Annotated in this window: 23 protein-coding genes; 14 read left to right on the top strand and 9 right to left on the bottom strand. The window is 67.0% G+C overall.

Features of this window, described 5'->3' with window-relative positions; translation table 11 throughout:
- Window positions 1–24: 24 nt before the first annotated feature.
- Window positions 25–873, top strand: a complete 849-nt coding sequence (locus tag BLQ58_RS01400) for a D-amino acid aminotransferase (protein WP_092594221.1) — start codon at window positions 25–27, stop codon at window positions 871–873.
- Between the two features lie 72 nt (window positions 874–945).
- Window positions 946–1,221, top strand: a complete 276-nt coding sequence (locus BLQ58_RS01395) for a hypothetical protein (protein ID WP_092594220.1) — start codon at window positions 946–948, stop codon at window positions 1,219–1,221.
- A 32-nt stretch (window positions 1,222–1,253) separates the two neighbouring features.
- Here the strand turns inward: BLQ58_RS01395 and BLQ58_RS01390 are convergent, their stop codons facing one another.
- The 4 genes from BLQ58_RS01390 to BLQ58_RS01375 all read right to left on the bottom strand — a co-directional run bounded on the left by BLQ58_RS01390 (window position 1,254) and on the right by BLQ58_RS01375 (window position 6,448).
- On the bottom strand, window positions 1,254–3,800 hold the full coding sequence (locus BLQ58_RS01390; protein ID WP_092594219.1) for an EAL domain-containing protein: 2,547 nt from the start codon (window positions 3,798–3,800) through the stop codon (window positions 1,254–1,256).
- 238 nt (window positions 3,801–4,038) lie between these two features.
- Entirely contained in the window at window positions 4,039–4,560 is a 522-nt protein-coding gene (locus tag BLQ58_RS01385; RefSeq protein WP_092594218.1) for an outer membrane lipoprotein YfiB, read from the bottom strand.
- Between the two features lie 11 nt (window positions 4,561–4,571).
- Window positions 4,572–5,768 carry a diguanylate cyclase DgcN/YfiN gene (locus BLQ58_RS01380; RefSeq protein WP_254775791.1) on the bottom strand — a complete coding sequence of 399 codons (1,197 nt, stop codon included), beginning with the start codon at window positions 5,766–5,768 and terminating at the stop codon, window positions 4,572–4,574.
- 116 nt (window positions 5,769–5,884) lie between these two features.
- Complete coding sequence (locus BLQ58_RS01375; RefSeq protein ID WP_368086167.1) at window positions 5,885–6,448, bottom strand: regulatory sequestration protein YfiR; 564 nt, start codon at window positions 6,446–6,448, stop codon at window positions 5,885–5,887.
- Window positions 6,449–6,761: 313 nt separating this feature from the next.
- Here BLQ58_RS01375 and BLQ58_RS01370 point away from each other — a divergent pair, with 313 nt between their 5' ends.
- From BLQ58_RS01370 to BLQ58_RS01360, 3 genes are all read left to right on the top strand, one after another.
- Window positions 6,762–6,965 carry a hypothetical protein gene (locus tag BLQ58_RS01370; RefSeq protein WP_092594216.1) on the top strand — a complete coding sequence of 68 codons (204 nt, stop codon included), beginning with the start codon at window positions 6,762–6,764 and terminating at the stop codon, window positions 6,963–6,965.
- Between the two features lie 168 nt (window positions 6,966–7,133).
- The gene (locus tag BLQ58_RS01365; RefSeq protein WP_254775777.1) at window positions 7,134–7,577 is read left to right on the top strand and encodes a hypothetical protein; all 444 of its coding nucleotides are present in this window, start codon (window positions 7,134–7,136) and stop codon (window positions 7,575–7,577) included.
- A 109-nt stretch (window positions 7,578–7,686) separates the two neighbouring features.
- Complete coding sequence (locus BLQ58_RS01360; RefSeq protein WP_092594214.1) at window positions 7,687–7,911, top strand: hypothetical protein; 225 nt, start codon at window positions 7,687–7,689, stop codon at window positions 7,909–7,911.
- Between the two features lie 53 nt (window positions 7,912–7,964).
- Here the strand turns inward: BLQ58_RS01360 and BLQ58_RS01355 are convergent, their stop codons facing one another.
- The 3 genes from BLQ58_RS01355 to glpK all read right to left on the bottom strand — a co-directional run bounded on the left by BLQ58_RS01355 (window position 7,965) and on the right by glpK (window position 11,627).
- Window positions 7,965–8,348 carry a hypothetical protein gene (locus BLQ58_RS01355; protein WP_092594546.1) on the bottom strand — a complete coding sequence of 128 codons (384 nt, stop codon included), beginning with the start codon at window positions 8,346–8,348 and terminating at the stop codon, window positions 7,965–7,967.
- 109 nt (window positions 8,349–8,457) lie between these two features.
- Window positions 8,458–10,062 carry a glycerol-3-phosphate dehydrogenase/oxidase gene (locus tag BLQ58_RS01350; RefSeq protein ID WP_092594213.1) on the bottom strand — a complete coding sequence of 535 codons (1,605 nt, stop codon included), beginning with the start codon at window positions 10,060–10,062 and terminating at the stop codon, window positions 8,458–8,460.
- Window positions 10,063–10,082: 20 nt separating this feature from the next.
- Entirely contained in the window at window positions 10,083–11,627 is a 1,545-nt protein-coding gene (gene glpK, locus BLQ58_RS01345) for a glycerol kinase GlpK (protein WP_092594212.1), read from the bottom strand.
- A 24-nt stretch (window positions 11,628–11,651) separates the two neighbouring features.
- On the opposite strand from glpK, the gene BLQ58_RS01340 reads away from it, so the two are divergent.
- Together BLQ58_RS01340 and purU are read left to right on the top strand one after the other, a co-directional pair.
- The gene (locus BLQ58_RS01340; RefSeq protein WP_092594544.1) at window positions 11,652–12,473 is read left to right on the top strand and encodes an NUDIX hydrolase; all 822 of its coding nucleotides are present in this window, start codon (window positions 11,652–11,654) and stop codon (window positions 12,471–12,473) included.
- 47 nt (window positions 12,474–12,520) lie between these two features.
- Window positions 12,521–13,387, top strand: a complete 867-nt coding sequence (gene purU, locus BLQ58_RS01335) for a formyltetrahydrofolate deformylase (protein WP_092594211.1) — start codon at window positions 12,521–12,523, stop codon at window positions 13,385–13,387.
- A gap of 78 nt (window positions 13,388–13,465) precedes the next feature.
- Here purU and BLQ58_RS01330 read toward each other — a convergent pair whose 3' ends face one another.
- Window positions 13,466–14,236: a DeoR/GlpR family DNA-binding transcription regulator gene (locus BLQ58_RS01330; protein WP_175459813.1), complete on the bottom strand. Its 771-nt coding sequence runs from the start codon at window positions 14,234–14,236 to the stop codon at window positions 13,466–13,468.
- A gap of 158 nt (window positions 14,237–14,394) precedes the next feature.
- Between BLQ58_RS01330 and BLQ58_RS01325 the strand changes: the two genes are divergently transcribed.
- From BLQ58_RS01325 to BLQ58_RS01295, 7 genes are all read left to right on the top strand, one after another.
- The gene (locus tag BLQ58_RS01325) at window positions 14,395–15,513 is read left to right on the top strand and encodes an ABC transporter ATP-binding protein (protein ID WP_092594209.1); all 1,119 of its coding nucleotides are present in this window, start codon (window positions 14,395–14,397) and stop codon (window positions 15,511–15,513) included.
- A gap of 1 nt (window position 15,514) precedes the next feature.
- Window positions 15,515–16,615: an ABC transporter ATP-binding protein gene (locus BLQ58_RS01320; RefSeq protein WP_092594208.1), complete on the top strand. Its 1,101-nt coding sequence runs from the start codon at window positions 15,515–15,517 to the stop codon at window positions 16,613–16,615.
- Window positions 16,612–17,496 carry a carbohydrate ABC transporter permease gene (locus tag BLQ58_RS01315; RefSeq protein WP_092594207.1) on the top strand — a complete coding sequence of 295 codons (885 nt, stop codon included), beginning with the start codon at window positions 16,612–16,614 and terminating at the stop codon, window positions 17,494–17,496. The genes BLQ58_RS01320 and BLQ58_RS01315 overlap by 4 nt, the downstream gene beginning before the upstream one ends.
- Window positions 17,489–18,319 carry a carbohydrate ABC transporter permease gene (locus tag BLQ58_RS01310; RefSeq protein WP_092594206.1) on the top strand — a complete coding sequence of 277 codons (831 nt, stop codon included), beginning with the start codon at window positions 17,489–17,491 and terminating at the stop codon, window positions 18,317–18,319. The genes BLQ58_RS01315 and BLQ58_RS01310 overlap by 8 nt, the downstream gene beginning before the upstream one ends.
- Window positions 18,320–18,328: 9 nt before the next feature.
- The gene (locus BLQ58_RS01305) at window positions 18,329–18,637 is read left to right on the top strand and encodes a DUF2160 domain-containing protein (protein WP_092594205.1); all 309 of its coding nucleotides are present in this window, start codon (window positions 18,329–18,331) and stop codon (window positions 18,635–18,637) included.
- A 139-nt stretch (window positions 18,638–18,776) separates the two neighbouring features.
- On the top strand, window positions 18,777–20,507 hold the full coding sequence (locus BLQ58_RS01300; RefSeq protein ID WP_092594542.1) for an ABC transporter substrate-binding protein: 1,731 nt from the start codon (window positions 18,777–18,779) through the stop codon (window positions 20,505–20,507).
- Between the two features lie 182 nt (window positions 20,508–20,689).
- Window positions 20,690–21,970, top strand: coding sequence for an AAA family ATPase (locus tag BLQ58_RS01295; protein ID WP_092594204.1), 1,281 nt, complete (start codon window positions 20,690–20,692; stop codon window positions 21,968–21,970).
- On the opposite strand, the gene BLQ58_RS01290 is transcribed toward BLQ58_RS01295, so the two are convergent.
- Window positions 21,919–23,883 carry a sensor domain-containing diguanylate cyclase gene (locus BLQ58_RS01290; protein ID WP_092594203.1) on the bottom strand — a complete coding sequence of 655 codons (1,965 nt, stop codon included), beginning with the start codon at window positions 23,881–23,883 and terminating at the stop codon, window positions 21,919–21,921. The genes BLQ58_RS01295 and BLQ58_RS01290 overlap by 52 nt on opposite strands.
- Window positions 23,884–23,962 lie beyond the last annotated feature (79 nt).

The raw sequence follows: 23,962 nt of genomic DNA, 5'->3' as shown, positions 1-23,962 counted from the left end.
TACTTTTCCTGAAAGAGAATCGCCATGTCCGAAGCCGTCGTCCTGCTCAACGGGGATCTGCTCCCGCTGTCCGAAGCCCGCATTCCCGTACTCGACCGTGGGTTCATCTTCGGCGATGGCATCTATGAAGTGATTCCGATGTACAACGGCAAGCCGTTCCGGGGCGCGCAGCACCTGGCGCGCCTGGCGCGCAGCCTGGCCGCCATCGGCATTCCGAACCCCCATACCGAATCGGAATGGCTGGCACAGATCGACCGCGTGGTCCAGGCCAATGGCATGTCCGACCAGATGATCTACATGCAGGTCACGCGCGGCGTGGCCAGGCGGGCGCATGCCTTCCCGAAGGAAGTCACCCCGACGGTGCTGATCATGACCAACCCGATGGCGCTGCCCCCGGCGGCGTCGGTGGAGCAGGGCGTCGCCTGCGTGACGATGGAAGACCGCCGCTGGCTCAACTGCCAGATCAAGTCCACGTCGCTGCTGGGCAACGTGCTGGCCGCTCAGGTGGCTGCCGAGGCGGGCGTGACCGAGGCCATCCAGTTCCGCGACGGCATGCTGACCGAGGCATCGGCTTCCAACGTCTGGGTGGTGAAGCAGGGCCGCGTGGCCGCGCCGCCCAAGGACAACCTGATCCTCGAAGGCATCCGCTATGGCCTGATGGAAGAGTTGTGCGCCGCCATGGACATCTCGTTCGAAGCCCGCCGGATCACGCGTGACGAGGTATTTGGCGCCGATGAAGTGATGATCTCGTCGGCCAGCAAGGAGTTGCTGCCCGTGGTGTCGATCGACGGCAAGACCATTGGCGCCGGCAAGCCGGGCCTGGTGTTCCAGCGGCTGTATGCGGCGTATCAGGCTGCCAAGGCGGCGCTGTAAGCACATCCGCGCCGGCTCCGTGGGTGCGTGCTAGGATGGCCGCTGCGGGAGACCCCCGATAGGAGGCTGCTCATGGCCAAGCTCGAACGCAGCCGGCGTGTCATCAAGGAAGAGGTGAGCCGGCGGATTCAGAACATCGACGAGATCGCGGACGACGGCGCAAGGGTTCGGGTGCCGGACCCCGAGCCGCACGAGCGCGATGCCCGTGGGCGCAACTGGGACATGGCCCGCTTTGGCAATGCCCGCGGCTACGAGGCGTCGATCCGCGCGGTGGTTGACGAAGTGCGCGACGAGTTCGATCTCGTCGACAATCCCGCCAGTTCGGTGCCGAACCCGTTCGGCGACTGAATTCAGACGGCGGGGTGCCGCCGCGAGCCCTTTCAGGAAGGCAGCCCCGTCGCAACCGGCTGGGGCTGCCACACTTCGATGGCTTTCGCCGGAAGTGGCTGGGCAAACAGGAATCCCTGCCCGACGTGGCAGCCCTGGTCCTGCAGGAACTGGCGCTGATACGCGCTGGTCACCCCTTCGGCCACGACATTGAGCTGGCGCGCCCGGCCGATGCGGATCACGGCCTCCACCAGCGTACGCGTGGCCTCGCTGGTTTCCAGGTCCAGCAGGAAGCTGCGATCCAGCTTGATTTCCTCCACCGGCAGGCGCGTGAGCTGGCTCAGGCTCGAAAACCCCGTTCCGAAATCGTCGATCGACAGCCGCACGCCCAGCTTGCGCAGCGCGTCGATGGTGGTTTCCGCCTCGGGCGTCTGTTCCAGAAAGACACCTTCCGTGATTTCGATGGTCAGGGCGCCAGGCGGCAGGCCGTTTGCCTCCAGCGCCTGGGCCACCACATCGGGCAGGCCGGGGTCGCGAATGCAGATCGGCGACAGGTTGACCGATACCGCCGGCACGGCTGCACCGGCGTCACGCCATAGTGCCAGCTGGGCGCACGCTTCGCGCACGGCCCAGTAGCCGAGCGCCACGATCAGTCCTGATTCCTCGGCCAGCGGCACGAAGACCGACGGCGATACATCGCCGCGGCGCGGGTGCGGCCAGCGGGCCAGCGCCTCCACGGCCCAGAGGTGGCCTGTGCCCAGGTGAATCTGCGGCTGGTAGTGCATGCGCAGCCGGCCATCGGCGATGGCTTCGCGCAGTTCGCCTTCCAGCGTGCGCCGGTCGCCCAGGCGGCGGGCCAGTGCCGCGTCGTAGAGGCAAACCTGGTTGCCGGGGTCCCGCAGTCGCTGGCGCTTGGCCTGGTACACGGCCAGGTCGGCGTGATGCAGCAGCGTTTCGCGGTCGCGTGCCTGTTCGGTCAGCAGGCTGATGCCGATGCTGGCCGATGGCGACAGGCTGAGCCCGTGGCCGATACCGACCGGCGCGCCTAGCGCCTGCAGCAGGTGCTGGGCGGCGGCCAGCGCGGCATCGCGCGCGTGACCGGGCAGCAGCACGGCGAATTCGTCGCCGGACAGGCGGCCCACCATCGCCTCGGCATGTTGATCGTGTGCCACATGCTGCAGCCGCGTGGCCACCTCGACCAGGAAGCGGTCTCCCGCCACATGGCCCTGGATGTCGTTGACGCGCTTGAAGTCGTTGAGATCGATGAACAGCAGCGCCAGCGGCGTGCCGTCGGCGTTGGCGCGGGCCACGGCGTCGTCGGTGCGCGCCAGCAGCAGCTGGCGGTTGGGCAGGCCGGTCAGGGCGTCGTAGTAGGCCAGCCGGTGGATGCGTTCCTGCGCCAGGTCGTGCGACAGCGCCAGCGCACAGAGGTCGGCGGCCACCGCCACCAGGTTCTCGTGGAAGGCATCGGGCAGCCGCGGCTCCGTAAAGCACAGGCCGAACGTGCCCAGCACCCGGCCATCGGCGGCGCGTACCGGGGTGGACCAGCTCGCGGCCAGGCCGGCTGCCTGTGCCACGTCGCGCAGCGTTTCCCAGCGCGGATCGCGCGGGATGTCGCCGACGGCCACGGGCTTGCCCAGGAAGGCCGCCGCGCCGCAAGAGCCCGATTGCAGGCCGATCGGCATGTTGTCGAAGGCGGCCACGGCATCGGCGTTGGCGGACGGCATGGCCACGCACTTCAGGCGTCCGTCGGTCACGCGCATCACCGCGGCGACGGCGCCCGGCGCCATGCGCTCCACCCGGCGGCACAGGTCGGCCATGATGTCGGCGGTGGGCAGGTCCCGCGCCAATGCCTCGAGCGTGCGGTGCTGGATCGACTCTCGCACCTTGGTGGCGGTGATGTCGGTCAGCACGCTGACCGTGTTCGTCATGGCAGCGGACGGCGGCGGGGCCATGATCGGACTCACGGCCACCGACAGCCAGCGCGGCTGGCCGGCCTTGTCGGCCACCAGCGACTCGTGCTGGAGCGGCTTGCCCTGCGCCAGCGGGGCCAGCAGGGCGCCGATCGCGTCGGCGCGCGCGTTGAGCGGCTTCAGCAGTTCATGCCAGGGCCGGCCTACCGCCTGGTGCCGGGCGTACCCCAGCAGCCGCGCGAAGCCACCATTGACGTGGCAGATGATGCCGCGTCCGTCCGTGATCATGACCGGGTTTTCAGCGTGATCGAGGCACAGCGACAACATGCGCAGGCCGGCCGGGCTCAGCGTTTCGCCACGTTCGTCCTGGTGATCGCACAGAAAGGCGGCGAACCGCACGTCCGAGCCGGCATCGCCATCCAGCGGCGCGAAGTCCGTTGTATGGATCCATACATCACGCACCGTGCCGTCGGGCCGGGCGATGGCGACCTGGCGCGCGGACTCGGGCTTTCCAGTGCCCGGCACAGTCAGCGTGCCGAGCGCCAGGGTGCTGGCGCATCGTCCGAGCACGGCCGATCGCCGGATACCCCACAACGCCTCGGCCGCGGCATTGAACAGGGTGACCTGGTTGCGCGCGTTGACCGCGACCACGGCATCGATCGCCTGTTCCAGCGCCTGGGTACGCATGCTGTCTATTTCTCGTTATCTTGGGGAATTCGTGGCGCGCTACCGGCAAGCTCCCTCGATTGCCGTCCAGCCGCGCGCTCCCCGGGAGTGTAAGGCCGAATCCCTACTGCCGAAGGGCAGGGTTTGCCCGGCTTTTTGTAGATATTGCAGCGGTGTCGCCATCGTTCGGGGGGCTGCCGGCCCGGCGGTGGGTCGCTTAAACCCGAATTAGAGGATTCCTTCGGAATCCGCCGCTGCGTCAGTCCACCGACACGATGATGGCCACCCGCCGGTTCTCGGCGCGCCCGGCGGCAGTGCGGTTGTCGGCGATCGGACGTCCCTTGCCCATGCCACGGATCTCCAGGCGTTCGCGCGGAAAGCCACAAGCCGCCAGCACGCGGGCGACGGCCTCGGCGCGGCGCCGGGACAGCAACAGGTTGTATTCGACGGTGCCGGCGTCGTCGGTATGGCCATCGATGCGCAGCGATTCGATACCAGCCTCGTGCAGCATGCGGCCCATGCGCTGCAGGGCCGCCTGGCGCTCGGGCGCGATCACGTCCTCGTCGAAGCCGAACAGCACCTTGTGGGGCAGCCCTAGTTCCCAGCCGCTGTCGGTCAGCGCGAATCCCTGGCTTTTCAGGACAGCCACCTGCGCGGGGGTGAGCTTGCCCGGCGGGGGCAGGGTGGCGCAGCCCGGCAGCACCAGGTACGCCGCCACCGCCAGCGCCGCGGCTGCGGCGTGGCGCAGGTGCAGGCGGCGGGCGGCGTCGAAGTCCGGCATACCGGGGTTGGCTAGACGTGGGATTCCGGTGGGGCGGCCTCGGCACTGCGCCAGGTGGCGCCAGACTGGCGCTTGGCGCCGTACATCGCGGCGTCGGCCGCATGCAGCAGGGCGGTGCCGTTGCGGGCATGGAGCGGATACACGGCCACGCCGATGCTGAGGGGCGCGACGATCGAGCCGCCGTCGGGCAGCCCCATCGGGCTCGTCATGGCGTCCAGGATGCCTTCGGCGATATTGAAGGCGTCGTCGGGCTGGCGCAGCCCGGCAACCAGCACCGCGAATTCGTCGCCGCCCAGACGGGCCACGCAGTCGCTGTCGCGCAGGCAGGCGCGGATGCGGTGGGCGATCCCGACCAGCACGGCATCGCCGGCGGCGTGGCCATGGCGGTCGTTGATGCCCTTGAAGTCGTCACTGTCCAGATAGAGCACGGCGGCGTACTGGTTGCGGGCCGCCGCTGCGCGGACGGCCAGGTCAAGCGCCTCGGTAAACGCGGCGCGGTTGAGCAATCCTGTCAGGCTGTCATGTGTCGCGCGGTGCGCCAGCGAACGGTTCTCGTGCTGCAGCTGCTTCTGCCAGGCCTCCAGTTCGTCGAGCAGAACATTGAAGTCCTCGGACAGTGCGTTCAATTCCTCGATGCGGGCCGGCGGCATGCGCTGGCCGAACGCGCGCTCGGACCGCACGGCATGGGCCACGCGCATCAGATTGCGTAGCGGATCGACGATATTGGACAGCATCCGGCTGGACATATAGTGCGCGCCCACGGCCGTCAGCAGCAGGCAGGCCACCAGTCCGAGCGCCCCCTGCAGCAGGAAATGCAGCAGGGCGATGGGATCGCCGGTCACGCGCACGCTGCCCACCTGCTGCGATTCGTGGATGACCGGCTGGTTCACCGGGCCCGAGGTCAGCAGGTCGCCCGCCATCGCGCGCAGCGCCGGGAAGCGGTCCTGGCCAGGGCGTTGCCACGACGCCAGCGGCTGGTCGTCGCGATCGAAGACGGCAACGGCGGCCAGGTCCTCGGCGGCGGCGATGGCCGACAAGGTGTCGGCGGCCGCCGCTTCGTCGCGGAATACCACCGGGGCCTCGACCGTGTAGGCAATCGATCGCGCCACCAGTCGGAGGTTGTGATCGGCATAGGCGCGCAGCGCGGTCAGGCCCAGGAAGGTCAGCGAAATGCCGGCCGTGAACACGGCGATCAGCGCCACGCCCATGTGGATGCGGCGCAGCACGCCATAGAGCGTCGGCCGCGCGTGGGCGCCCGGGGCTGGCCGGGCGGGCTGGCCGGGCCGAAGGGCAGGACGAACGGAGGTGCGGCGGCCGGGCAGGTTCATGATGCCGGTGCCTTGCGGCGTCCCAGTTGCAGGACGCCCGGATGCACGTGGATGCCGCTGCGCGCGATGGCGTCGAGATTGATGCGGAACGACACCTGGTGTTCGCGGATGCTCAGGCAGAACATGCTGCCGCCCTCACACTCGAAATCCTCTTCGGTCATCACCAGCACGGGTTTGCCGACGAAATAGGCGGTCAGCGCCCGGCGGCGGGCATCGTTCATGGCCCCCAGGTACAGGGCGTCGCATTGGGAGGCCAGCGATTCGGGCAGCCCGTCTACCCGGCGGGTCTCGACGAGCCGCCCGCTGGACAGCGTGCCGCCTTCCATCAGCTTGCCCGCAAAGCGCGCCGAACCATCGACGCAAAGCCGTAAGGTTTCGCGCTCGCCGGGCCAGCGCGCGTAGCTGAGCAGGCTCATGACCACGCGGGCGACGGCGTCGGGGCGCGATACGGGCATGGCCGGCGCCGACGGACCGGACGGCGCTATTGGCGGCATGGCGGCGGATGCGGGAGCCGGCGGCGCGGACGCGCGGGCGGGTATCGGCTGATGGACAACCACCAGCAACGCCAGCAGCGCCAGCAACGCCGGCGGGGCCAGGCGTACACGGCGGCGCACGGCGCGGGAACGGAGAGATGGGCGTAACGCGGAGCGCGGCAATTGGGCGGCGGGCGAAAGTGCGGTCGGACCGGCGGAACTGGCGGGTGAGAGACTCCATGGAGGTTTCGGCAGGATCTGCAAAAACTGTAGCCACAAACGCCTGCGTCCGCATCCGGGCCAGATGCCCTAGGCCGGCCGGCGGAATGGATATGCTAGAGTTTTTGGCAACGCGCGCCTGCCAGCGTCTTGTCCTGTCGTGTTCCAACGGAGATACATCATGACGAGTGAATCCAGACCGCAGTTGAAGGCTTTTGTGCAGACCGCGCCCCAGGCCGGGCGCTACGTGTGGGTCATCGCGCTGGTGGACTTCGGCGCGCAGCAGATCCGGCGCACCATGGTGTCGGACGACACTTTCACCACTGCCGACGCCGCCCGCGTGGCCGGCGAGGCCGAACTGAAGGCGATGGCCGCCGACCACTGAAGTCCGTCGGCCGCGCCTGCCGCTTACCCATACGCTGACGCCCCGATCCCCGGGGCGGTAACGCCCAGACACGCTTTCTTACATCACACCGTGTGCGCGGTGGGTAAACTGCTGTCCGTTCGTTCACATTTGTCTATGGCATTGTTCCTAAAAGAAGAGGGGGTCACCTTGAATCGCCATGCTTTCCTGCGCGCCGCAGCCAGCGCCGCACTGCTCTGGTCCGCCACGGCCTTCGCGCCCGCGGCGCTGGCCCAGGTCAACATCAATATCGGCATTGGCACGCCGCCGCCGGCGCCGATCTACGAGGCCGTGCCGGCACCACGCGCGGGTTATGTCTGGGCGCCCGGCTACTGGGTCTGGGACGACCACTATCGCAAGCACGCATGGAAGCAGGGCCATTGGGTGACCGCACGTCCGGGCTATGTCTATGAGCAACCGCGCTGGGTGCGTGCCAGCAACGGCTGGGTGATGCAGCCCGAGCGTTGGAACCGCGGCCCCGACTACGACCACTATCATGGGCACGATCGTGGCGACTACGACGGTGACCGCCCCCGCGGCGGCCCGCGCGGCTACCACTGCCCGCCGGGCCACGCCAAGAAGGGCGAGTGCTAGCCGCGTACTGGCTACCGCGCCCGATGCCGTCAATCTCACGATGCGGTGCCGGGCGCCGGCAAGGCCATGCTAGGATTTCCGGGCTCAGCCGATCTTCCGGAGACTCGACATGGCCAAGCAGGTCTTTTCGCGATCGCAGTATCTAGACATTCTCAATGACAGTCTGCGCCGGCATCCTGGCTTCCAGCCCGGCATGGCATTCGTGTTCCTGCCACCGGGCGCCCATGCCAGCCAGGCATCGGGCGTGGGTTGCACGGGGCCGCTCGAGGCGTTGCCCGTGTATTGCGAGATCGAGCGCGTGGCGTCGGGGCTGATCGAGGTAAAGGACAACTAGGGGCCAGCCAGGCCGCCCAGGCAACAAAAAAGCACCCGAGGGTGCTTTTTTCTTCAGCCTTCGTCTTCCTCGTCGTCGAGGAATTCACGCCGCAGCATCCAGTTCTTGATGGCTTCGTCGCAGACTTTCTTGAGCCGGCTCTTGTCGGGCAGCTTGTCGAACATCTGGAAGTTGACGAGCGCCATGCCAAGATCGGTGATATAGAACAGGCGGTCCGGCTCGTCGTAGTGAACCAGGCGACCGTCGATGTCCGCCTCGTTGTCCGGGGCGGGCACGTCCTCCAGTTCCACGACGCGACACGAGAAGCGCGGATTGTGGGTGTGGGTCAGGTACTCGAATTCGTCGTGCGTGACTTCACCGCCCTTGCTGGCGGTAATGGCGAAGCCCCAGATGAACCGGGGCATCGGCAGATCGGACAGATCATCAATCTCGTCCATCTCGTCCATGTCGTCCATGGTGTTCTCCCTGATGCAATAGCCGGCATTATCGCCGAAGTCTCGCACCACGGCAGCCCATTTGCTGCCTTCCAGGAGCATTCCGGGCGATTCAGCCGAGCAGGTAGCCACGGGCCAGCGCGCCGAAGTCCTCCAGCTCCCTGGCCTGCCAGGCGGCATCGTGACCCAGTTCCTCGGCCAGGATCTGCGCCACGCGCGGCGCCCCGGCCAGCGCGGCCCCTGCATCCAGGAACAGCGCGCGATTGCGCCGGCCCAGCACGTCTTCCACCCGGCGGGCCAGTTCGTGGCGCGCCGCGAAGCGGACGTGGGCCTCGGTCAGCCCCGATGCGGCCACGACCATGGTGTCCGCGCCCGGCAGCGCCCGCACCAGCGGGAGGTCCGCGCCATAGTAGCGGTCGGGCGATCCGGAGTTGGCGGGCGGCAGGTCGGACGGCATGCCCACCGCGCCATGCAGCGGCAAATCGGCGGTGCGGCAGGGGGCGGCGCGCAGCATCTGGCGCTGGATTGCGGTCTCGATCACGTCCTCGGCCATCTTTCGATAGGTGGTCCACTTGCCGCCGGTGACCGTGATCAGGCCCGCCCGGGACACCACGATCGTATGTTCGCGCGACAGCGACGCCGTGGACGATTCACCCGTGGCCTTGACCAGCGGCCGCAGCCCGGCCCAGACGCTGGTGACATCGGCCCGCGACGGATCGCGCGCCAGATAGCGGGCGGCGGTTTCCAGGATGAAGTCGATGTCGTCGCCGGTGGCGCGCGGCTCCAGCGGCAGGTCCTTGCGCGGGGTGTCGGTGGTGCCGACGATCACGTGCCCGTTCCAGGGCACCAGGAACAGCACCCGGCCATCGTCGGTCTTGGGGATCAGGATGGCGCGGTCGCCGGGCAGGAAGCTGCGCGGAATGGTCAGGTGCACGCCCTGGCTGGGCGCCACCATCGTGCGGGCCTGGTCGTCTTCCATCTGCCGGACCGCATCGACCCACACACCGGTGGCGTTGATCACGCAGTCGGCGCACAGGTGGAACGTGCCGGCGCCGAGCGCATCTTCGGCGGTGACGCCGGTGATCACGCCGTTGCGCTGGGTCAGGCCCGACACGCGCATGTAGTTCACCGCCGTGCCGCCCACGTCGAACAGCGTGCGCATCAGCGCCATGGCCAGGCGTGCATCGTCGAACTGGCCGTCGAAATACAGGTTGCCACCGCGCAGCGGGCGGCCGCCCACGTGTTCGGCCAGCGTGGGGGCCGCTTCGAGCGTTTCGCGGTGGTTCAGCCAGCGGCTGCCCGACAGGTTCAGCCCGCCGGCCAGCATGTCGTAGACCTTCAGGCCGATGCCGTAGAACGGCTGGTCGAACATCTGGTAGGCCGGCACGACGAATCCGAGCGGCCACACCACGTGCGGCGCGTTGCGCGCCAGCAGGCCGCGTTCGTGCAGTGCCTCGCGCACCAGGCTGATATTGCCCTGGGCCAGATAGCGCACGCCGCCGTGCACGAGCTTGGTGGCCTTGCTCGACGTGCCCTTGGCAAAGTCGGCCGCTTCGAGCAGCAGCGTGCGGTAGCCGCGCGCGGCGGCGTCGAGCGCGGTGCCCAGGCCCGTGGCGCCCCCGCCGATGACGATGACGTCCCAGCGGGCCGTGCGCGACAGCGTATCGAGCAGTTCGGGGCGGGTGGGCGGCTGGACCGCAGGTACGGAAATTGGCATGGCTTCTTCGGCAGTCGGATTCAGTGTGCGGCGGCAGTGTCGTCACGGGCCCAGTCGCGGGCGCGGTCCACGGCGCGGTGCCAGCGGGCGATGCGGTGGGCGCGCTCGTCGGCCGACAGCTTCGGCTCGAAACGCTGTTCCACCTGCCACTGGCGGGTGATTTCCTCGGGATCGGTCCAGTAGCCGGTGGCCAGTCCGGCCAGGTAGGCGGCGCCCAGCGCAGTGGTCTCCGTCACGCGGGGCCGCACGACCGGCGTGCCGAGCAGGTCGGCCTGCATCTGCATCAGCAGGTCGCTGCGCGATGCGCCGCCGTCGACCCGCAGTTCGGCCAGCGAGATGCCGGCGTCCTTCTGCATGGCGTCGAGTACGTCCACGCTCTGCAGGGCAATCGACTCCAGCGCGGCGCGCGCGATATGCGGTCCGCCGGTGCCGCGCGTGATGCCCACCATCGTGCCGCGCGCGAAGGGGTCCCAGTGCGGCGCGCCCAGCCCGGCGAACGCCGGCACCAGCACCACGCCGCCGCTGTCTTCGCACTGGCGCGCCAGCGGGTCCACCTCGGGGGCGCTGTGGATCAGCCGGAGCCCGTCGCGCAGCCACTGGATCGTGGCGCCGCCCATGAACACGCCGCCTTCCAGGCAGTACTGGGTGTCCTGGCCGATCTGCCAGCCGATGGTGGTAATCAGCCGGTTGCGCGACGTCACGGGCTTGTCGCCGGTATTCATCAGGATGAAGCAGCCGGTGCCGTAGGTGTTCTTGGCCATGCCGGGGCGCAGGCAGGCCTGGCCGAACGTGGCCGCCTGCTGGTCGCCGGCGATCCCGGCGATGGGCACCTCCACGCCGAACAGGCGCGTCGCGGTGCGCGCCACCTCGCCGCTGGACGGCGCCACTTCGGGCAGCAGGCTGCGCGGAATATCGAGGATGCCCAGCAGTTCGTCGTCCCAGCGGAAATCGTGGATGTTGAACAGCAGCGTGCGCGACGCGTTGGATACATCGGTCACATGCCGCTTGCCGTCGGTCAGTTGCCAGATCAGCCAGCTGTCCACCGTGCCGAACGCCAGTTCGCCCCGCTCGGCCCGGTCGCGCGCGCCGTCGTAGTTGTCCAGCATCCAGCGCAGCTTGGTGCCCGAGAAGTAGGCGTCGATGATCAGGCCGGTCTTCTGCTGGAAGGTCCCGCCATGGCCGGCAGCCTGCAGGTCCTCGCACATCGGCGCGGTCCGGCGGTCCTGCCAGACCAGCGCGCGGCCCACGGGCTCGCCGGTCTTGCGGTCCCACAGCACCGTGGTTTCGCGCTGGTTGGTGATGCCGATGGCGCGCAGCTGCGAGCCGCTGACATTGGCGTCGCCCAGCACCTCGTGGGCCACGGCCAACTGCGACTGCCAGATTTCGTAGGGGTCGTGCTCGACGTGCCCGGGATGCGGATAATATTGCCGGAATTCGCGCTGGGCGATCCGAACCACATTGCCGGCGTGATCGAACAGGATGGCGCGCGAGCTGCTGGTGCCCTGGTCCAGGGCCAGAACGTACTGTGGCGCTTGCGTGGATTGCGTGGGTGTCATGCGGTCCATCCGTAATGGTGAATGTGTCTGCCCATGTCCGATATCGTTAGCGTTGTCATTGCCGGCGTTGCCGCGCGCAGCCCCTTCGATCCCGCCGCGCACCTGCGGCTGCAGGTGGATGGCGTGCAGGTGGGCTGGCTGCCCCGGCGCCATGCCGGCATCCTTCGCGCGATGGGCGATGTGCTGGGGCCCGAGCAGGAAGAGGGCGCCGTGACGCTGCTGCCCGGCTGCGCCACGGTGGCGGCGCGCAATGCGGCGCTGGCCACGCTGGCCCGCCGGCTGGCCGATGCAGGCCACGTGCGCGGCTGGCGCAACGAGCTGTTTGCCGTCACGCCGGCGCTCGATGCGGCCCCGTTCGCGGTGATCGAGCGGGCGGCCGCCCGCTTCCTGGGGCTGCTGACCTTTGCGTCGCACATGAACGGCATCGTGGCCGGGCAGCGGGCGCTGTGGATCTCGCGGCGCAGCCCGTCCAAGGCGGTCGACCCCGGCATGTGGGACAACCTGGTGGCCGGCGGCATGCCGGCGGGCAGCGATCCGCTCGAAACGCTGGTGCGCGAATGCGACGAGGAATCGGGCATTCCGCCCGCGCTGGCCGGCCAGGCCGAGGCCCATGGCGTGATCGATGTGCTGCGCGAAATCCCCGAAGGCGTGCAATGGGAACGCGTGTATGGATATGACCTGGTGCTGCCGCCGGACTTCGTGCCCCATAACCGCGATGGCGAAGTGGCCGAGCATCGCCATATCGACCCGGAGGCATTGCTTGCTATCATGGCGGGCCGTGCCATGACCGTCGATGCCACGCTGGTGACGCTGGATGCCCTCCGCAGACGCGGCTGGGCTGCCGTCCAGCCCTGAACACCATGCATCGCGGGCCAGGCTTGCCTAACCCCGATTTGCCCAAGATGAGCACCACCGGATTTATTCTGACGCTTTCCTGCCCGGACCAGCCGGGCATCGTGCATGCCGTTTCCGGCCTGCTGTTCCAGCACGGCTGCAATATTGTCGATTCTGACCAGTACGGCGATGCGTTCACCGGCCGTTTCTTCATGCGCGTGCATTTCAACACGTCCGCCGGCGGCCCGGAGCTGGCCGAGCTGCGCGCCGCCTTCGCGCCCGTGGGCGACCAGTTCGGCATGCAGTGGGAAGTGTTCGACGCCACCGTGAAGCCGCGCGTGATGATCATGGTGTCGAAGATCGGCCACTGCCTGAACGACCTGCTGTTCCGGGCCAAGGTTGGCGGCCTGCCGGTCGAGATCGCCGCGATCGTGTCGAACCACCGCGACTTCTATCAGCTGGCCGCGTCGTACGACGTGCCGTTCTTCCACCTGCCGCTGATGAACGCGTCGGCCGAGCAGAAGGCTGCGCAGGAAGCGCGCGTCTTTGAAGTGGTGCGCGACCAGAACATCGACCTCGTGGTGCTGGCGCGCTACATGCAGGTGCTGTCCGACGACCTGTGCCGCAAGCTGCAAGGCCGGGCCATCAACATCCACCACTCGTTCCTGCCCAGCTTCAAGGGTGCCAAGCCTTACTACCAGGCGCATGATCGCGGCGTGAAGCTGATCGGCGCGACCGCGCACTACGTGACGGCCGACCTGGACGAAGGCCCGATCATCGAGCAGGAAATCGAGCGCGTGGATCACAGCATGGACCCCGAGCAGCTGACCGCGGTCGGCCGCGACGTCGAATGCGTGGCACTGGCCCGGGCGGTCAAGTGGCACGCCGAGCATCGTATTTTGCTGAACGGCCACAAGACGGTCGTCTTCAAGTAAGCCGTCGATCTGCGGCGCAGCAAGGGTTTCTCCCCCCTCCCGCATGCGGGAGAGGGGCGCCGGAAACCCGGGCGGATATCACTCCCCATCCGCGACCACACATTTCACTCCGCTTTCCGCCAGCATCGTGTCGAACGGCGCGCGTAGCGGCTCGTCCGTAAACAGCCGGTCGATGCTGCTCAGGGGCGCCAGCTCCACCATGGCTCGGCGATTGAATTTGCTGGCATCCGCCGCCAGCCAGATCTCGCGGGAATGCTCCATGATCGTGCGCGCCACCTTGACTTCGCGAAAATCGTAGTCGCGCAGCGTGCCGTCGGTCTCGATGCCCGAGATGCCGATCAGGCCGATATCCACCTTGAACTGGCGGATGAATTCCACCGTGGCCTCGCCGATGATGCCGCGGTCGCGCGAGCGCAGCACGCCGCCCGCCACGATGACCTCGCAGTCGGGATTGTCGGCCAGGATATTGGCCACGTGCAGGTTGTTGGTGATGACGCGCAGGCCGCGGTGATGGATCAGCGCGCGTGCCACTTCTTCCACTGTCGTCCCGATGTTCAGGATCAGCGAGCAGCCCTCGGGCACCGCTGCGGCCACGGCGCGCGCGATGTGCACCTTGCCGTCGGCGTTGAGCGCCTGGCGCTGCCGGTAGGCAATGTTCTCGGTGGTCGACCCCTCCATGCGCACCCCGCCATGAAACCGGGCCAGCATGCCGTTCTCGGCCAGCAGGTTCACGTCGCGCCGGACAGTCTGCAGGGTCACGCCGAACTTGCGCGCGAGTTCGTCGATGGAGGCAAAGCCCTGGGTGCGGACTTCCTCGAGAAGAGCGGTCTGGCGGGGATTAAGCGTCATGTCCGGCATTCTAGTTCAAACAGAAACGAAAACAAATGACGCACTGCAGTATTGTTTTATGTTCGTTTTTGAGCTAAAACGAGCGGGTTGACTTGAAAAGTGCGCCTTGGCCGCGGTTTTCGGAGTGGCTGAGCAAGCACAGGAACATTGGAGACTGGATGCAGCTGAGCCTGGAAGGCATTGCGCAGCAAGTAGGGTCGCAAGCCTATCTTTACCCGATGACGCTGGCCCCCGTGCCGGGCGCCGTCACCATCCTGCTGGGGACCACCCAGGCCGGCAAGACATCGCTGATGCGGGTCATGGCCGGGCTCGACAAGCCCACGGCCGGCCGTGTGCGCGTGGACGGCGTGGACGTGACCGGCGTGCCGGTGCGCGAACGCAACGTGTCGATGGTGTACCAGCAGTTCATCAACTACCCGTCGCTCACCGTCTTCGACAACATTGCGTCGCCGCTGCGGTTGCGGCGCGACAGCCGTGACGCGATCGACGCGCGCGTGCGCAGCCTGGCAGGCCGGCTGCATATCGACCATCTGCTGGAACGCTACCCCTCGGAACTGTCCGGCGGCCAGCAGCAGCGCGTGGCCCTGGCGCGCGCCCTGGCCAAGAATGCGCCGCTGATGCTGTTGGACGAGCCGCTGGTCAACCTGGACTACAAGCTCCGCGAGGAACTGCGCGAAGAGCTGACCCATTTGTTCGCGCAAGGCGATGCCACGGTGATCTATGCCACCACGGAGCCCGCCGAGGCGTTGCTGCTGGGTGGCCACACCGCCGTGCTCGATGCCGGCGAACTGCTGCAATACGGCCCCACGCCCGAAGTCTTCCACTATCCGGCCTCGCTGCGGGTGGCGCGCGCGTTCAGCGACCCGCCGATGAACCTGGTGGAAGGCGTGCTGGAGGCCGGCCGTGTGACGCTGCCGGGTGGGATCGTCATTCCGCTTCCCGATGTGAATGCGCCGGGCGGCCCGGTGACGGTGGGCGTACGCGCCGCCGCGCTGCGCCTGAGGGCCGTGCCGGGGGCGGTGGAAGTGCCCGGCAAGGTAGCCCTGGCCGAGCTGTCGGGCTCCGATACCTTCGTGCACATCGACACGGCGGCCGGCAACCTGGTGGCGCAGTTTGCCGGCGTGCTCGACCTGCAGCTTGGCGCGCCGCTGTCGCTCCATGTCGAGCCGGGCCAGCTCTATCTGTTCAACGCCGCCGGCGACCGCATCCACGCGCCGCGCCGCCCGGGCGCCCTGGCCGATGTGGTCAGCACGCCCGTCACCGAGTCGGGGGCCTGACATGGCGCGCATCGATCTCGAACTCGCCCACTCGTACGTGGCCGACCCGCAGAAGGACGAAGACTACGCGCTGCTGCCGCTGAACTTCACGTTTGAGGACGGCGGCGCCTATGCGCTGCTGGGTCCGTCCGGCTGCGGCAAGACCACGCTGCTGAACTGCATCTCGGGGCTGCTGCGGCCGTCGCAGGGCACCATCCGCTTCGACGGCAACGACGTGACCGACGCGTCGCCGCAGGCCCGGAACATCGCGCAGGTGTTCCAGTTCCCGGTGGTCTACGACACGATGACGGTCGGCGAAAACCTCGCTTTCCCGCTGCGCAACCGGGGCGTGCCCGCCGCGCAGGTCAAGGAGCGGGTCGGCAAAGTGGCCGAAATGCTAGACCTGTCGGCCTCGCTCGACCGCCGCGCCAGCGGGCTGGCCGCCGATGCCAAGCAGAAGATTTCGCTTGGGCGCGGGCTGGTGCGCCAGGACGTGTCGGCCATTTTGTTCGACGAGCCGCTGACCGTGATCGATCCGCATCTGAAATGGCAGCTGCGGCGCAAGCTCAAGGAAATCCATCACGAATTCCGGCTGACACTGATCTACGTGACGCACGACCAGACCGAGGCGCTGACCTTTGCCGACCAGGTGGTGGTGATGTCGCGTGGCAAGGCCGTGCAGGTAGGGTCGGCCGACGCGCTGTTCGAGCGGCCCGCGCACACCTTCGTGGGGCACTTCATCGGCTCGCCGGGCATGAACTTCCTGCCGGGGCAGTGGCGCGACGGCGCGGTGGAAGTGGCGGGGCGCCGCTACCTGCCCGAGTTGCCGCCGCAGACGCTGTCGGCACTGCAGGCCGCCGGCAGCTTCAAGATCGGCGTGCGGCCCGAATACCTGCAGCTGGCGCCGGCGGGCGACCCCCAGGCCATGCCGGTGCGGGTGGCGCGCGCGCAGGACATCGGCACCTACTGGCTGATGACATCGACGGTCAATCATGGCGAAGATGCCACGATCCGGGCCCGCCTGGGCACGGAGGCCGCCGCGCTGCGGCCCGGCGATACCGCGTGGCTGTCGGTGTTCAACCGCCACACCTGTTTCTATATCAACGAGGAACTGGTCCCATGAAGCCCGTCAACCAGAAAGCCTGGCTGCTGGTCCTGCCCGTGGTGATCTGCGTGGCGTTTTCGGCCATCCTGCCGCTGATGACCATCGTCAATTACTCGGTGCAGGACATCATCTCGCCCGAACGCCGCGTGTTCGTGGGCACCGAGTGGTTCGCCACGGTGCTGCGCGACGCGGAGCTGCACGATGCGCTGCTGCGCCAGCTTGGCTTTTCGCTGGCGGTGCTGTGCGTGGAGATTCCGCTAGGCATCCTGCTGGCGCTGGCCATGCCGGCCAAGGGCTGGCAGGCGTCGGCCGTGCTGGTCATCATCGCGCTGTCGCTGCTGATTCCGTGGAACGTGGTGGGCACCATCTGGCAGATCTTCGGCCGGACCGACATCGGGCTGCTCGGGGCGGCGCTCGAAGGCATGGGCTTCGACTATAACTACACCGGCAGTGCCGTGGACGCCTGGGTGACGGTGCTGGTGATGGACGTCTGGCACTGGACGCCGCTGGTGGCGCTGCTGTGCTACGCGGGCCTGCGCGCGATTCCCGATGCCTACTACCAGGCGGCGCAGATCGACGGGGCGTCGCGTTTCGCCGTGTTCCGCTTCATCCAGCTGCCCAAGCTGCGCGGCGTGCTGATGATCGCGGTGCTGCTGCGCTTCATGGACAGCTTCATGATCTACACCGAACCGTTCGTGCTGACCGGCGGCGGGCCCGGCAACGCCACCACGTTCCTGTCGCAGTACCTGACGCAGAAGGCCGTGGGGCAGTTCGACCTGGGGCCAGCGGCCGCGTTCTCGATCGTCTACTTCCTGATCATCCTGCTGACCTGTTTCGTGCTCTATAACTGGATGCAGCGCGCCGGCACGGCTGGCACCGAGGAGGTTCCCAATGGCTGATCGCAAACTGCCCGGCCAGCGCCCGGGCTGGTGGCGTCCGGTCTTCCTGACGCTTTACCTGATGTTCGCCATCGTCCCGATCTACTGGATGGTGAACATGTCGTTCAAGACCAACGAGGAGATTGTGTCGTCGCTGTCGCTGTGGCCGGCGGCGGTCACGCTGGAACACTACGTGACGATCTTCACCGATGCGTCGTGGTATTCCGGCTATATCAATTCGCTGATCTACGTCTTGCTGAACACGGTGATCTCGATCTCCGTGGCGCTGCCGGCGGCCTATGCGTTCTCGCGCTACCAGTTCATCGGCGACAAGCACGTGTTTTTCTGGCTGCTGACCAACCGCATGACCCCCCCGGCGGTGTTCCTGCTGCCGTTTTTTCAGCTTTATACGACGATCGGGCTGATGGACACCCACCTGGGCGTGGCACTGGCCCATCTGGTGTTCAACGTGCCGCTGGCGGTGTGGATTCTGGAAGGCTTCATGTCCGGCGTGCCGCGCGAGATCGACGAGACCGCCTACGTGGACGGCTATTCGTTTCCGCGCTTCTTCCTGACGATCTTCTTGCCGCTGATCAAGGCCGGCGTGGGCGTGGCCGCGTTCTTCTGCTTCATGTTCAGCTGGGTGGAGCTGCTGCTGGCGCGCACGCTGACATCGGTCAATGCCAAGCCGATCGTGGCGACGATGACGCGCACGGTATCGGCGTCGGGCATGGATTGGGGCGTGCTGGCGGCGGCCGGTGTGCTGACCATCGTGCCGGGCGCCATCGTGATCTGGTTCGTCCGGCACTACATCGCGAAGGGTTTCGCGATGGGCCGCGTGTAAGGAGTCGCGATGCTGAACTGGATGGTATGGACTACCCCGGTGGCGGTATTTTTTACCCTGGTGGTGGTGATGCTGATCGGCATGACGATCTGGGAAGTGCGCGCGCCCACCGTGGAGCGCAAAGGCTTCCTGCCGATCGCCACCACCCGGGGCGACCGCCTGTTTATCGGGCTGATGTGCGCCGCCTGGATCAACCTGGCCTGGGTGGGCCTGGGCGAGAAGATGCAGGGCTGGTTCCAGCTGTCGGAAGCGCCGTCGGTGTGGATCAGCGCGGCCATTTCGGCGGTGGTGCTGCTGATCGTCATGCGCCGGGGCTGAGGCGCCTGGAAGACGGCCCCGCAGGGGTTCGGCTGGTGTTGCTGTTCATGGGCTGCGAGATCTTGTCCCTTCCCCGGGGCCGCAACCCTGTGACAGAACCGGGGAAGGGTACCTGAGGAGACAACGAATGAAAGAGCGCGTGAAGTTGGGGATGTCGGCCCTGGCCTTTGCGGCCGCACTGACATGCGGGCATGCCGCGTGGGCCGACGAGGCCGCGGCGAAGAAGTGGATCGACAGCGAATTCCAGCCGTCGTCGCTGGCCAAGGACAAGCAGCAGGCCGAGATGAAGTGGTTCATCGACGCCGCCGCCAAGCTCAAGGCCAAGGGCGTGACGCAGATCAATGTGGTGTCCGAAACGATCACCACGCACGAGTACGAATCGAAGACGCTGGCCAAGGCCTTCGAGGAAATCACCGGCATCAAGGTCAATCATGACCTGATCCAGGAAGGCGACGTCGTCGAGAAACTGCAGACGTCGATGCAGTCCGGCAAGTCGATCTACGACGGCTGGATTTCGGATTCCGACCTGATCGGCACGCACTACCGGTACGGCGCCATCCTGCCGCTGTCCGACTACATGAACGGCGCCGGCAAGGAGTACACCAACCCCGGCATCGACGTCAAGGACTTCATCGGCACCAAGTTCACCACGGCGCCGGACGGCAAGCTCTACCAGCTGCCCGACCAGCAGTTTGCCAACCTGTACTGGTTCCGCGCCGACTGGTTCGCGCGCAAGGACCTGCAGGACAAGTTCAAGGCCAAGTACGGCTATGACCTGGGGGTGCCGACCAACTGGTCGGCCTACGAGGACATCGCCAACTTCTTCACCAACGACGTGAAGGAGCTGGACGGCAAGAAGGTCTTCGGCCACATGGACTACGGCAAGAAGGACCCCTCGCTGGGCTGGCGTTTTACCGATGCCTGGCTGTCGATGGCCGGTTCGGCCGACAAGGGCCTGCCCAACGGCATGCCCGTGGACGAGTGGGGCATCCGCGTGGCCGACGACAAGTGCACGCCGGTGGGCGCGTCGGTGTCGCGGGGCGGTGCCACCAACAGCCCGGCGGCCGTCTACGCGCTGACCAAGTACATCGATTGGATGAAGAAGTACGCGCCGCCGCAGGCCATGGGCATGACGTTCTCCGAGGCCGGCCCCGTGCCGGCCCAGGGCCAGGTGGCCCAGCAGATCTTCTGGTACACGGCCTTCACGGCCGACATGACCAAGAAGGGCCTGCCGGTGGTCAACGCCGACGGGTCGCCGAAGTGGCGCATGGCGCCGTCGCCGTACGGCCCGTACTGGAAGCAGGGCATGCAGAACGGCTACCAGGACGTGGGCTCGTGGACGTTCTTCAAGAACACCGACCCGAACCGCCTGGCCGCGGCGTGGCTCTACGCCCAGTTCGTGACCTCGAAGACGGTGTCGCTGAAGAAGTCGCTGACGGGCCTGACCTTCATCCGCGACAGCGACATCCACCACGAGTACCTGACCAAGAACGCCGCCAAGTACGGTGGCCTGATCGAGTTCTACCGCAGCCCGGCCCGCGTGGCATGGACGCCGACCGGCAACAACGTGCCCGACTATCCGAAGCTCGCGCAGCTCTGGTGGAAGAACGTGGCCACGGCGGTGACGGGCGAGAAGACGCCGCAAGCCGCCATGGACAACCTGGCCGAGGAAATGGACCAGGTGATGGGCCGGCTGCAGCGCGCGGGCATGGCCCAGTGCGCGCCGAAGCTGAACCCGAAGAGCGATCCGTCGAAGTGGCTGTCGTCGGAGCACGCGCCGTGGAAGAAGCTCGATAACGAAAAGCCGAAGGGCGAGACCATCGCCTACGACAAGCTGCTGCAGGCGTGGAAGGAAGGGCGAGTCCGCTGATCCTTCCCTGAACGGGGTGTTCGGCCTGCAGTGTGAAGCGGTGGCGCGTGTTGCGTCACCGCTTCATTTTTTTGTGGATCTGTTAAGGATTGGAACATTGCTGTTGCAGTCGGGGTTGAGGGGTGGACTGCCGAGGTGGGCTGCCTAGAATCGCTCGCGGGTCTTCATGAACGAGGAGCGATATGGATTTGTCGGATCATTTCGGACGCCCCAGGCTTGCTGCGGACATCGCGCAGAAGCTGGTGCATGGGCCGGCCAGCAAGGTCATCGCGCTGATCGGATCGCGTGGCATCGGCAAGAGCACGTTCCTGCGGCAGGAGGTGGCGCCTGCCATCCGCAGGCTTGGCGCGCTGGTGGTGATGGCGGACCTGTGGGGCGAGACGGACAAGGACCCTGCCGACGTGGTGGTCGGTGCGGTACAGAAGGCACTGGATGCCAATGAAACCATCGTCGCCAGATTCGCGCATGCGGTGGGTCTGAAAGGGGTGGGATTCGGCAGCCTGTCGCTGGCCTTCGATCACGGCGGGGCGCACGAGAAGCGCGGGGGGCTGTGGGTCTACCGCTCAATGGAGGCGTTGTCGGCCAGGATGCGTCGTCCGATCATCCTGATCATCGACGAAGCGCAGCAGATGCTGGCAACCGAGCGTGGGGACAGCATGCTGTACACGCTGAAAGCCACCCGGGACCTGCTCAACAACGACCGGGGACTGTATGGCGTACGGACCGTATTCACGGGCTCCGACCGCACGAAGCTGCTGATGATGCTGGGCGGTCGGCACACGATGTACAGCGCGTCGCAATTTGCGTTTCCGGAACTTGGCGAGGACTTCCTGCATTGGGTACGGCGCAAGTATGAACTGCCGCCTTCGGTCGACGATGCGCTGCTCGAACGGATGTTCCAGCGTGCCGAAAGTCGTCCCGAAGTACTGATGGATGCCGCGTTGCGGGTAGCGCTTTACGGCCAGTTCGAGGGAGTGAGCCTCAGGCACGCATTCGAACGGGCCGTTGACCGCCGGTTGGCCAAAGTTCACCAGCCTTTCCTGAAAGCAATGGATCCCCTGGACCCGATCGACGATGCGGTGCTGCGCGTGGTGGCCGCCACCCCGTCCACGATTGCCGGGTTCGACAGCCGGACGATGGCGCTGTACGGGACGGTCGTCCGGGAACTGGACCCCGACTGGAACCGGGCGCCGAAGCGGCGCGATATCGAACAGTCCCTGAAGCGGCTGACCGCCCTGAAACTGATGTGGGGCTCGGTGCTGGGCATCCATATGCTCGCCGATCCGACGCTGGCAGGTGCCATGCGGCGGGCGGGGCTGCTGGATATCGTGCCCGAGATCCCGGGCGGACGATGGCCGGACAGTGACGAGGACCTGGACGCGTTCATCGGTTCCCCGTGCGGGGCCGGGCCTCAGACTTCCGAGGACGCGTCCTCCGGCCACCTGGTCCCCGTCGACGCATAGCGGGCCTTGCCATGCCGCTTGGCATCGTACAGCGCCATGTCGGCGCGCATGAACAGCTCGCTCACCGACGTGCCCTGGTCCGGTCGATGCATCGCGCTGCCCACGCTGGCCGTGGACACCAGCCGGCGCCCGTCGATATCGAACGGCCGCATTGCCGCATGCACCACCGCGTGGGCAATCCGCTGGACCGTATTCGGGTTGCTCACGTTGTCGAGCACGATCGCGAATTCGTCGCCGCCGATCCGCGCCACGGCGTCGCCGGCCCGCACGCAGGCGCGCAGGCGTTCCGCGAAGGCAATCAGCAACTGGTCGCCGATCGGGTGCCCGTAGGTGTCGTTGACCGCCTTGAAGTCGTCGAGGTCCACGAGCAGCAGCGCGGTGCGGTAGCCGCCTGCATCGGCGCGGGCCATGTTTTCCTGCAGGCGGCGGTCGAAGCCCTTGCGGTTGAGCAGGCCAGTCAGGTGATCGGACAGCGTCTGGGCTTCCAGCGAGCGCAGTTTCTGGCGTTCGCCGGTAATGTCGCGCGCGAACATGTGCAGCCCGGTAACGGCGTCCTTCGTATCGTTCCAGGCAGGCTGGAAGGTCATTTCCCAGGACCGGCCCTCGGCGTTCTCGCGGCTGTAGGTGACCGATTCTCCCGCGCATGCCTGTTCCAGGTACGGCTTGTTGGCGACGTACTCGGGCGTGCCCCAGAGCTCGCGCAGCGTGAGACCCGTGATCTGGTTGGCCGGCAGGCCGAAATGGCGTGCGTAGGCCTGGTTGACGAACACGAATCGCTCGCCGGCGTCGACGAAGGCCACCAGGTCCGGAACATGGTTGGCGATGGCCTCCAGGCGCTTCTCACTGGCCGCTGCATTGCTGTTGGCGGCCTTGAGCGCGGCTTCCCGCTCGATCAGCTGGGCCATGACTTCCGAGAACGCGTCGGCCAGTTCGCCGATTTCGTCGTCGCGGCGCAGGGGCAGTTCTGCCATGGCGGCGGGCTGCTCGCAAAGGCGACGCACAGTCCGATGCAGGTGCTCCAGCGGCGCCAGCAGGTGCCGGATCACGGCCCACATCAGTATCGCGGCGGCGAGCAGGGTCACGATGCCCAGGATGACGGCCCGCTGGCGCACTTCGACCAGCGGTGCGTAGGCTTCGGCGGCGGGCAGGACCGAGATCACTTCCCAGCCATTCGACTCCAGCAGGAAGCGGGCCACCACGGGCTGCTCCGGCCAGATCGACTCCAGATCCGATTCGGGGGCTTCGGCGCCGCAGGATTCGCCAATTGCCTGCGCAGGGGTGAGGACCTTTGCCGCGTCGGGGTGCATCGCATAGCGCGGATTCGGCCCGGCCGACACCAGGCAATAGAAGCCGGTGACACCCACACGGTGCTGCGCCAGTTCCCGCAGAAAATTCTCCGCCGACAGGTTGAGCACGCCGCCCACCACCCCCCGCAACTGGCCATGGCTGTCGTGCAAAGGCACGGCCAGGATCACGCCGGGTGCGCTCGTGTGCTTGCCTTGCAGAAGGTCGGAAACGGCAAAGTCCGCGCCGTTGACGATGGCCTTGAAGTAGTCCCGATCGCCTACGGTCATCTTCACGCCATCGGGCACGGCGGTGCTGAAGACAAGCGTGCCATCGGGCGTGGCCAGGAAGGTGGCATTGAAGTTCTCGGGCATGTCGACCGTGTCGATGGCCACCTGGCGCAGTTGCCCGGCTGGACGATCGAGGACAGGCGCGAGCGTGCGCGCGAGCCGTCGCAGTACGAGAGCGCGCGACTCGAGCTTCTCGTCGAGTTGATCGGCGACCAGCTTGACCAGGGTGTCCTGCTGGGCCTGAACGACTTCTTTCAGGCGCGCGTATGCGTAGACCTGGGAAAACCCGACCCGTACCACGAATACCAGCGTGACAACCGTCGCGGCCGCGATTGCCATTCGATACTTCAATGAGTGCCGCATGAATCTCTTCTTGTTCTGCGCACTGACCCGTTTTCCGGTTGCCTGGGCTTCAATG

The sequence above is a fragment of the Ralstonia sp. 25mfcol4.1 genome, assembly GCF_900104095.1.
In the GTDB taxonomy this organism is placed as follows: domain Bacteria; phylum Pseudomonadota; class Gammaproteobacteria; order Burkholderiales; family Burkholderiaceae; genus Cupriavidus.
This window is presented reverse-complemented; position numbering and strand designations above follow the sequence as displayed.

Coding starts and splice junctions, on each gene's coding strand:
- BLQ58_RS01360 (WP_092594214.1), top strand. CDS start 7,687: ATGGCCAAGCAGGTCTTTTCGCGATCGCAGTATCTAGACATTCTCAAT.
- BLQ58_RS01385 (WP_092594218.1), bottom strand. CDS start 4,560: ATGCCGGACTTCGACGCCGCCCGCCGCCTGCACCTGCGCCACGCCGCA.
- BLQ58_RS01290 (WP_092594203.1), bottom strand. CDS start 23,883: ATGGCAATCGCGGCCGCGACGGTTGTCACGCTGGTATTCGTGGTACGG.
- purU (WP_092594211.1), top strand. CDS start 12,521: ATGAGCACCACCGGATTTATTCTGACGCTTTCCTGCCCGGACCAGCCG.
- BLQ58_RS01400 (WP_092594221.1), top strand. CDS start 25: ATGTCCGAAGCCGTCGTCCTGCTCAACGGGGATCTGCTCCCGCTGTCC.
- BLQ58_RS01325 (WP_092594209.1), top strand. CDS start 14,395: ATGCAGCTGAGCCTGGAAGGCATTGCGCAGCAAGTAGGGTCGCAAGCC.
- BLQ58_RS01330 (WP_175459813.1), bottom strand. CDS start 14,236: ATGACGCTTAATCCCCGCCAGACCGCTCTTCTCGAGGAAGTCCGCACC.
- BLQ58_RS01355 (WP_092594546.1), bottom strand. CDS start 8,348: ATGGACGAGATTGATGATCTGTCCGATCTGCCGATGCCCCGGTTCATC.
- BLQ58_RS01310 (WP_092594206.1), top strand. CDS start 17,489: ATGGCTGATCGCAAACTGCCCGGCCAGCGCCCGGGCTGGTGGCGTCCG.
- BLQ58_RS01395 (WP_092594220.1), top strand. CDS start 946: ATGGCCAAGCTCGAACGCAGCCGGCGTGTCATCAAGGAAGAGGTGAGC.
- BLQ58_RS01320 (WP_092594208.1), top strand. CDS start 15,515: ATGGCGCGCATCGATCTCGAACTCGCCCACTCGTACGTGGCCGACCCG.
- glpK (WP_092594212.1), bottom strand. CDS start 11,627: ATGGACCGCATGACACCCACGCAATCCACGCAAGCGCCACAGTACGTT.
- BLQ58_RS01305 (WP_092594205.1), top strand. CDS start 18,329: ATGCTGAACTGGATGGTATGGACTACCCCGGTGGCGGTATTTTTTACC.
- BLQ58_RS01370 (WP_092594216.1), top strand. CDS start 6,762: ATGACGAGTGAATCCAGACCGCAGTTGAAGGCTTTTGTGCAGACCGCG.
- BLQ58_RS01295 (WP_092594204.1), top strand. CDS start 20,690: ATGGATTTGTCGGATCATTTCGGACGCCCCAGGCTTGCTGCGGACATC.
- BLQ58_RS01315 (WP_092594207.1), top strand. CDS start 16,612: ATGAAGCCCGTCAACCAGAAAGCCTGGCTGCTGGTCCTGCCCGTGGTG.
- BLQ58_RS01350 (WP_092594213.1), bottom strand. CDS start 10,062: ATGCCAATTTCCGTACCTGCGGTCCAGCCGCCCACCCGCCCCGAACTG.
- BLQ58_RS01340 (WP_092594544.1), top strand. CDS start 11,652: ATGTCCGATATCGTTAGCGTTGTCATTGCCGGCGTTGCCGCGCGCAGC.
- BLQ58_RS01390 (WP_092594219.1), bottom strand. CDS start 3,800: ATGCGTACCCAGGCGCTGGAACAGGCGATCGATGCCGTGGTCGCGGTC.
- BLQ58_RS01380 (WP_254775791.1), bottom strand. CDS start 5,768: ATGGGCGTGGCGCTGATCGCCGTGTTCACGGCCGGCATTTCGCTGACC.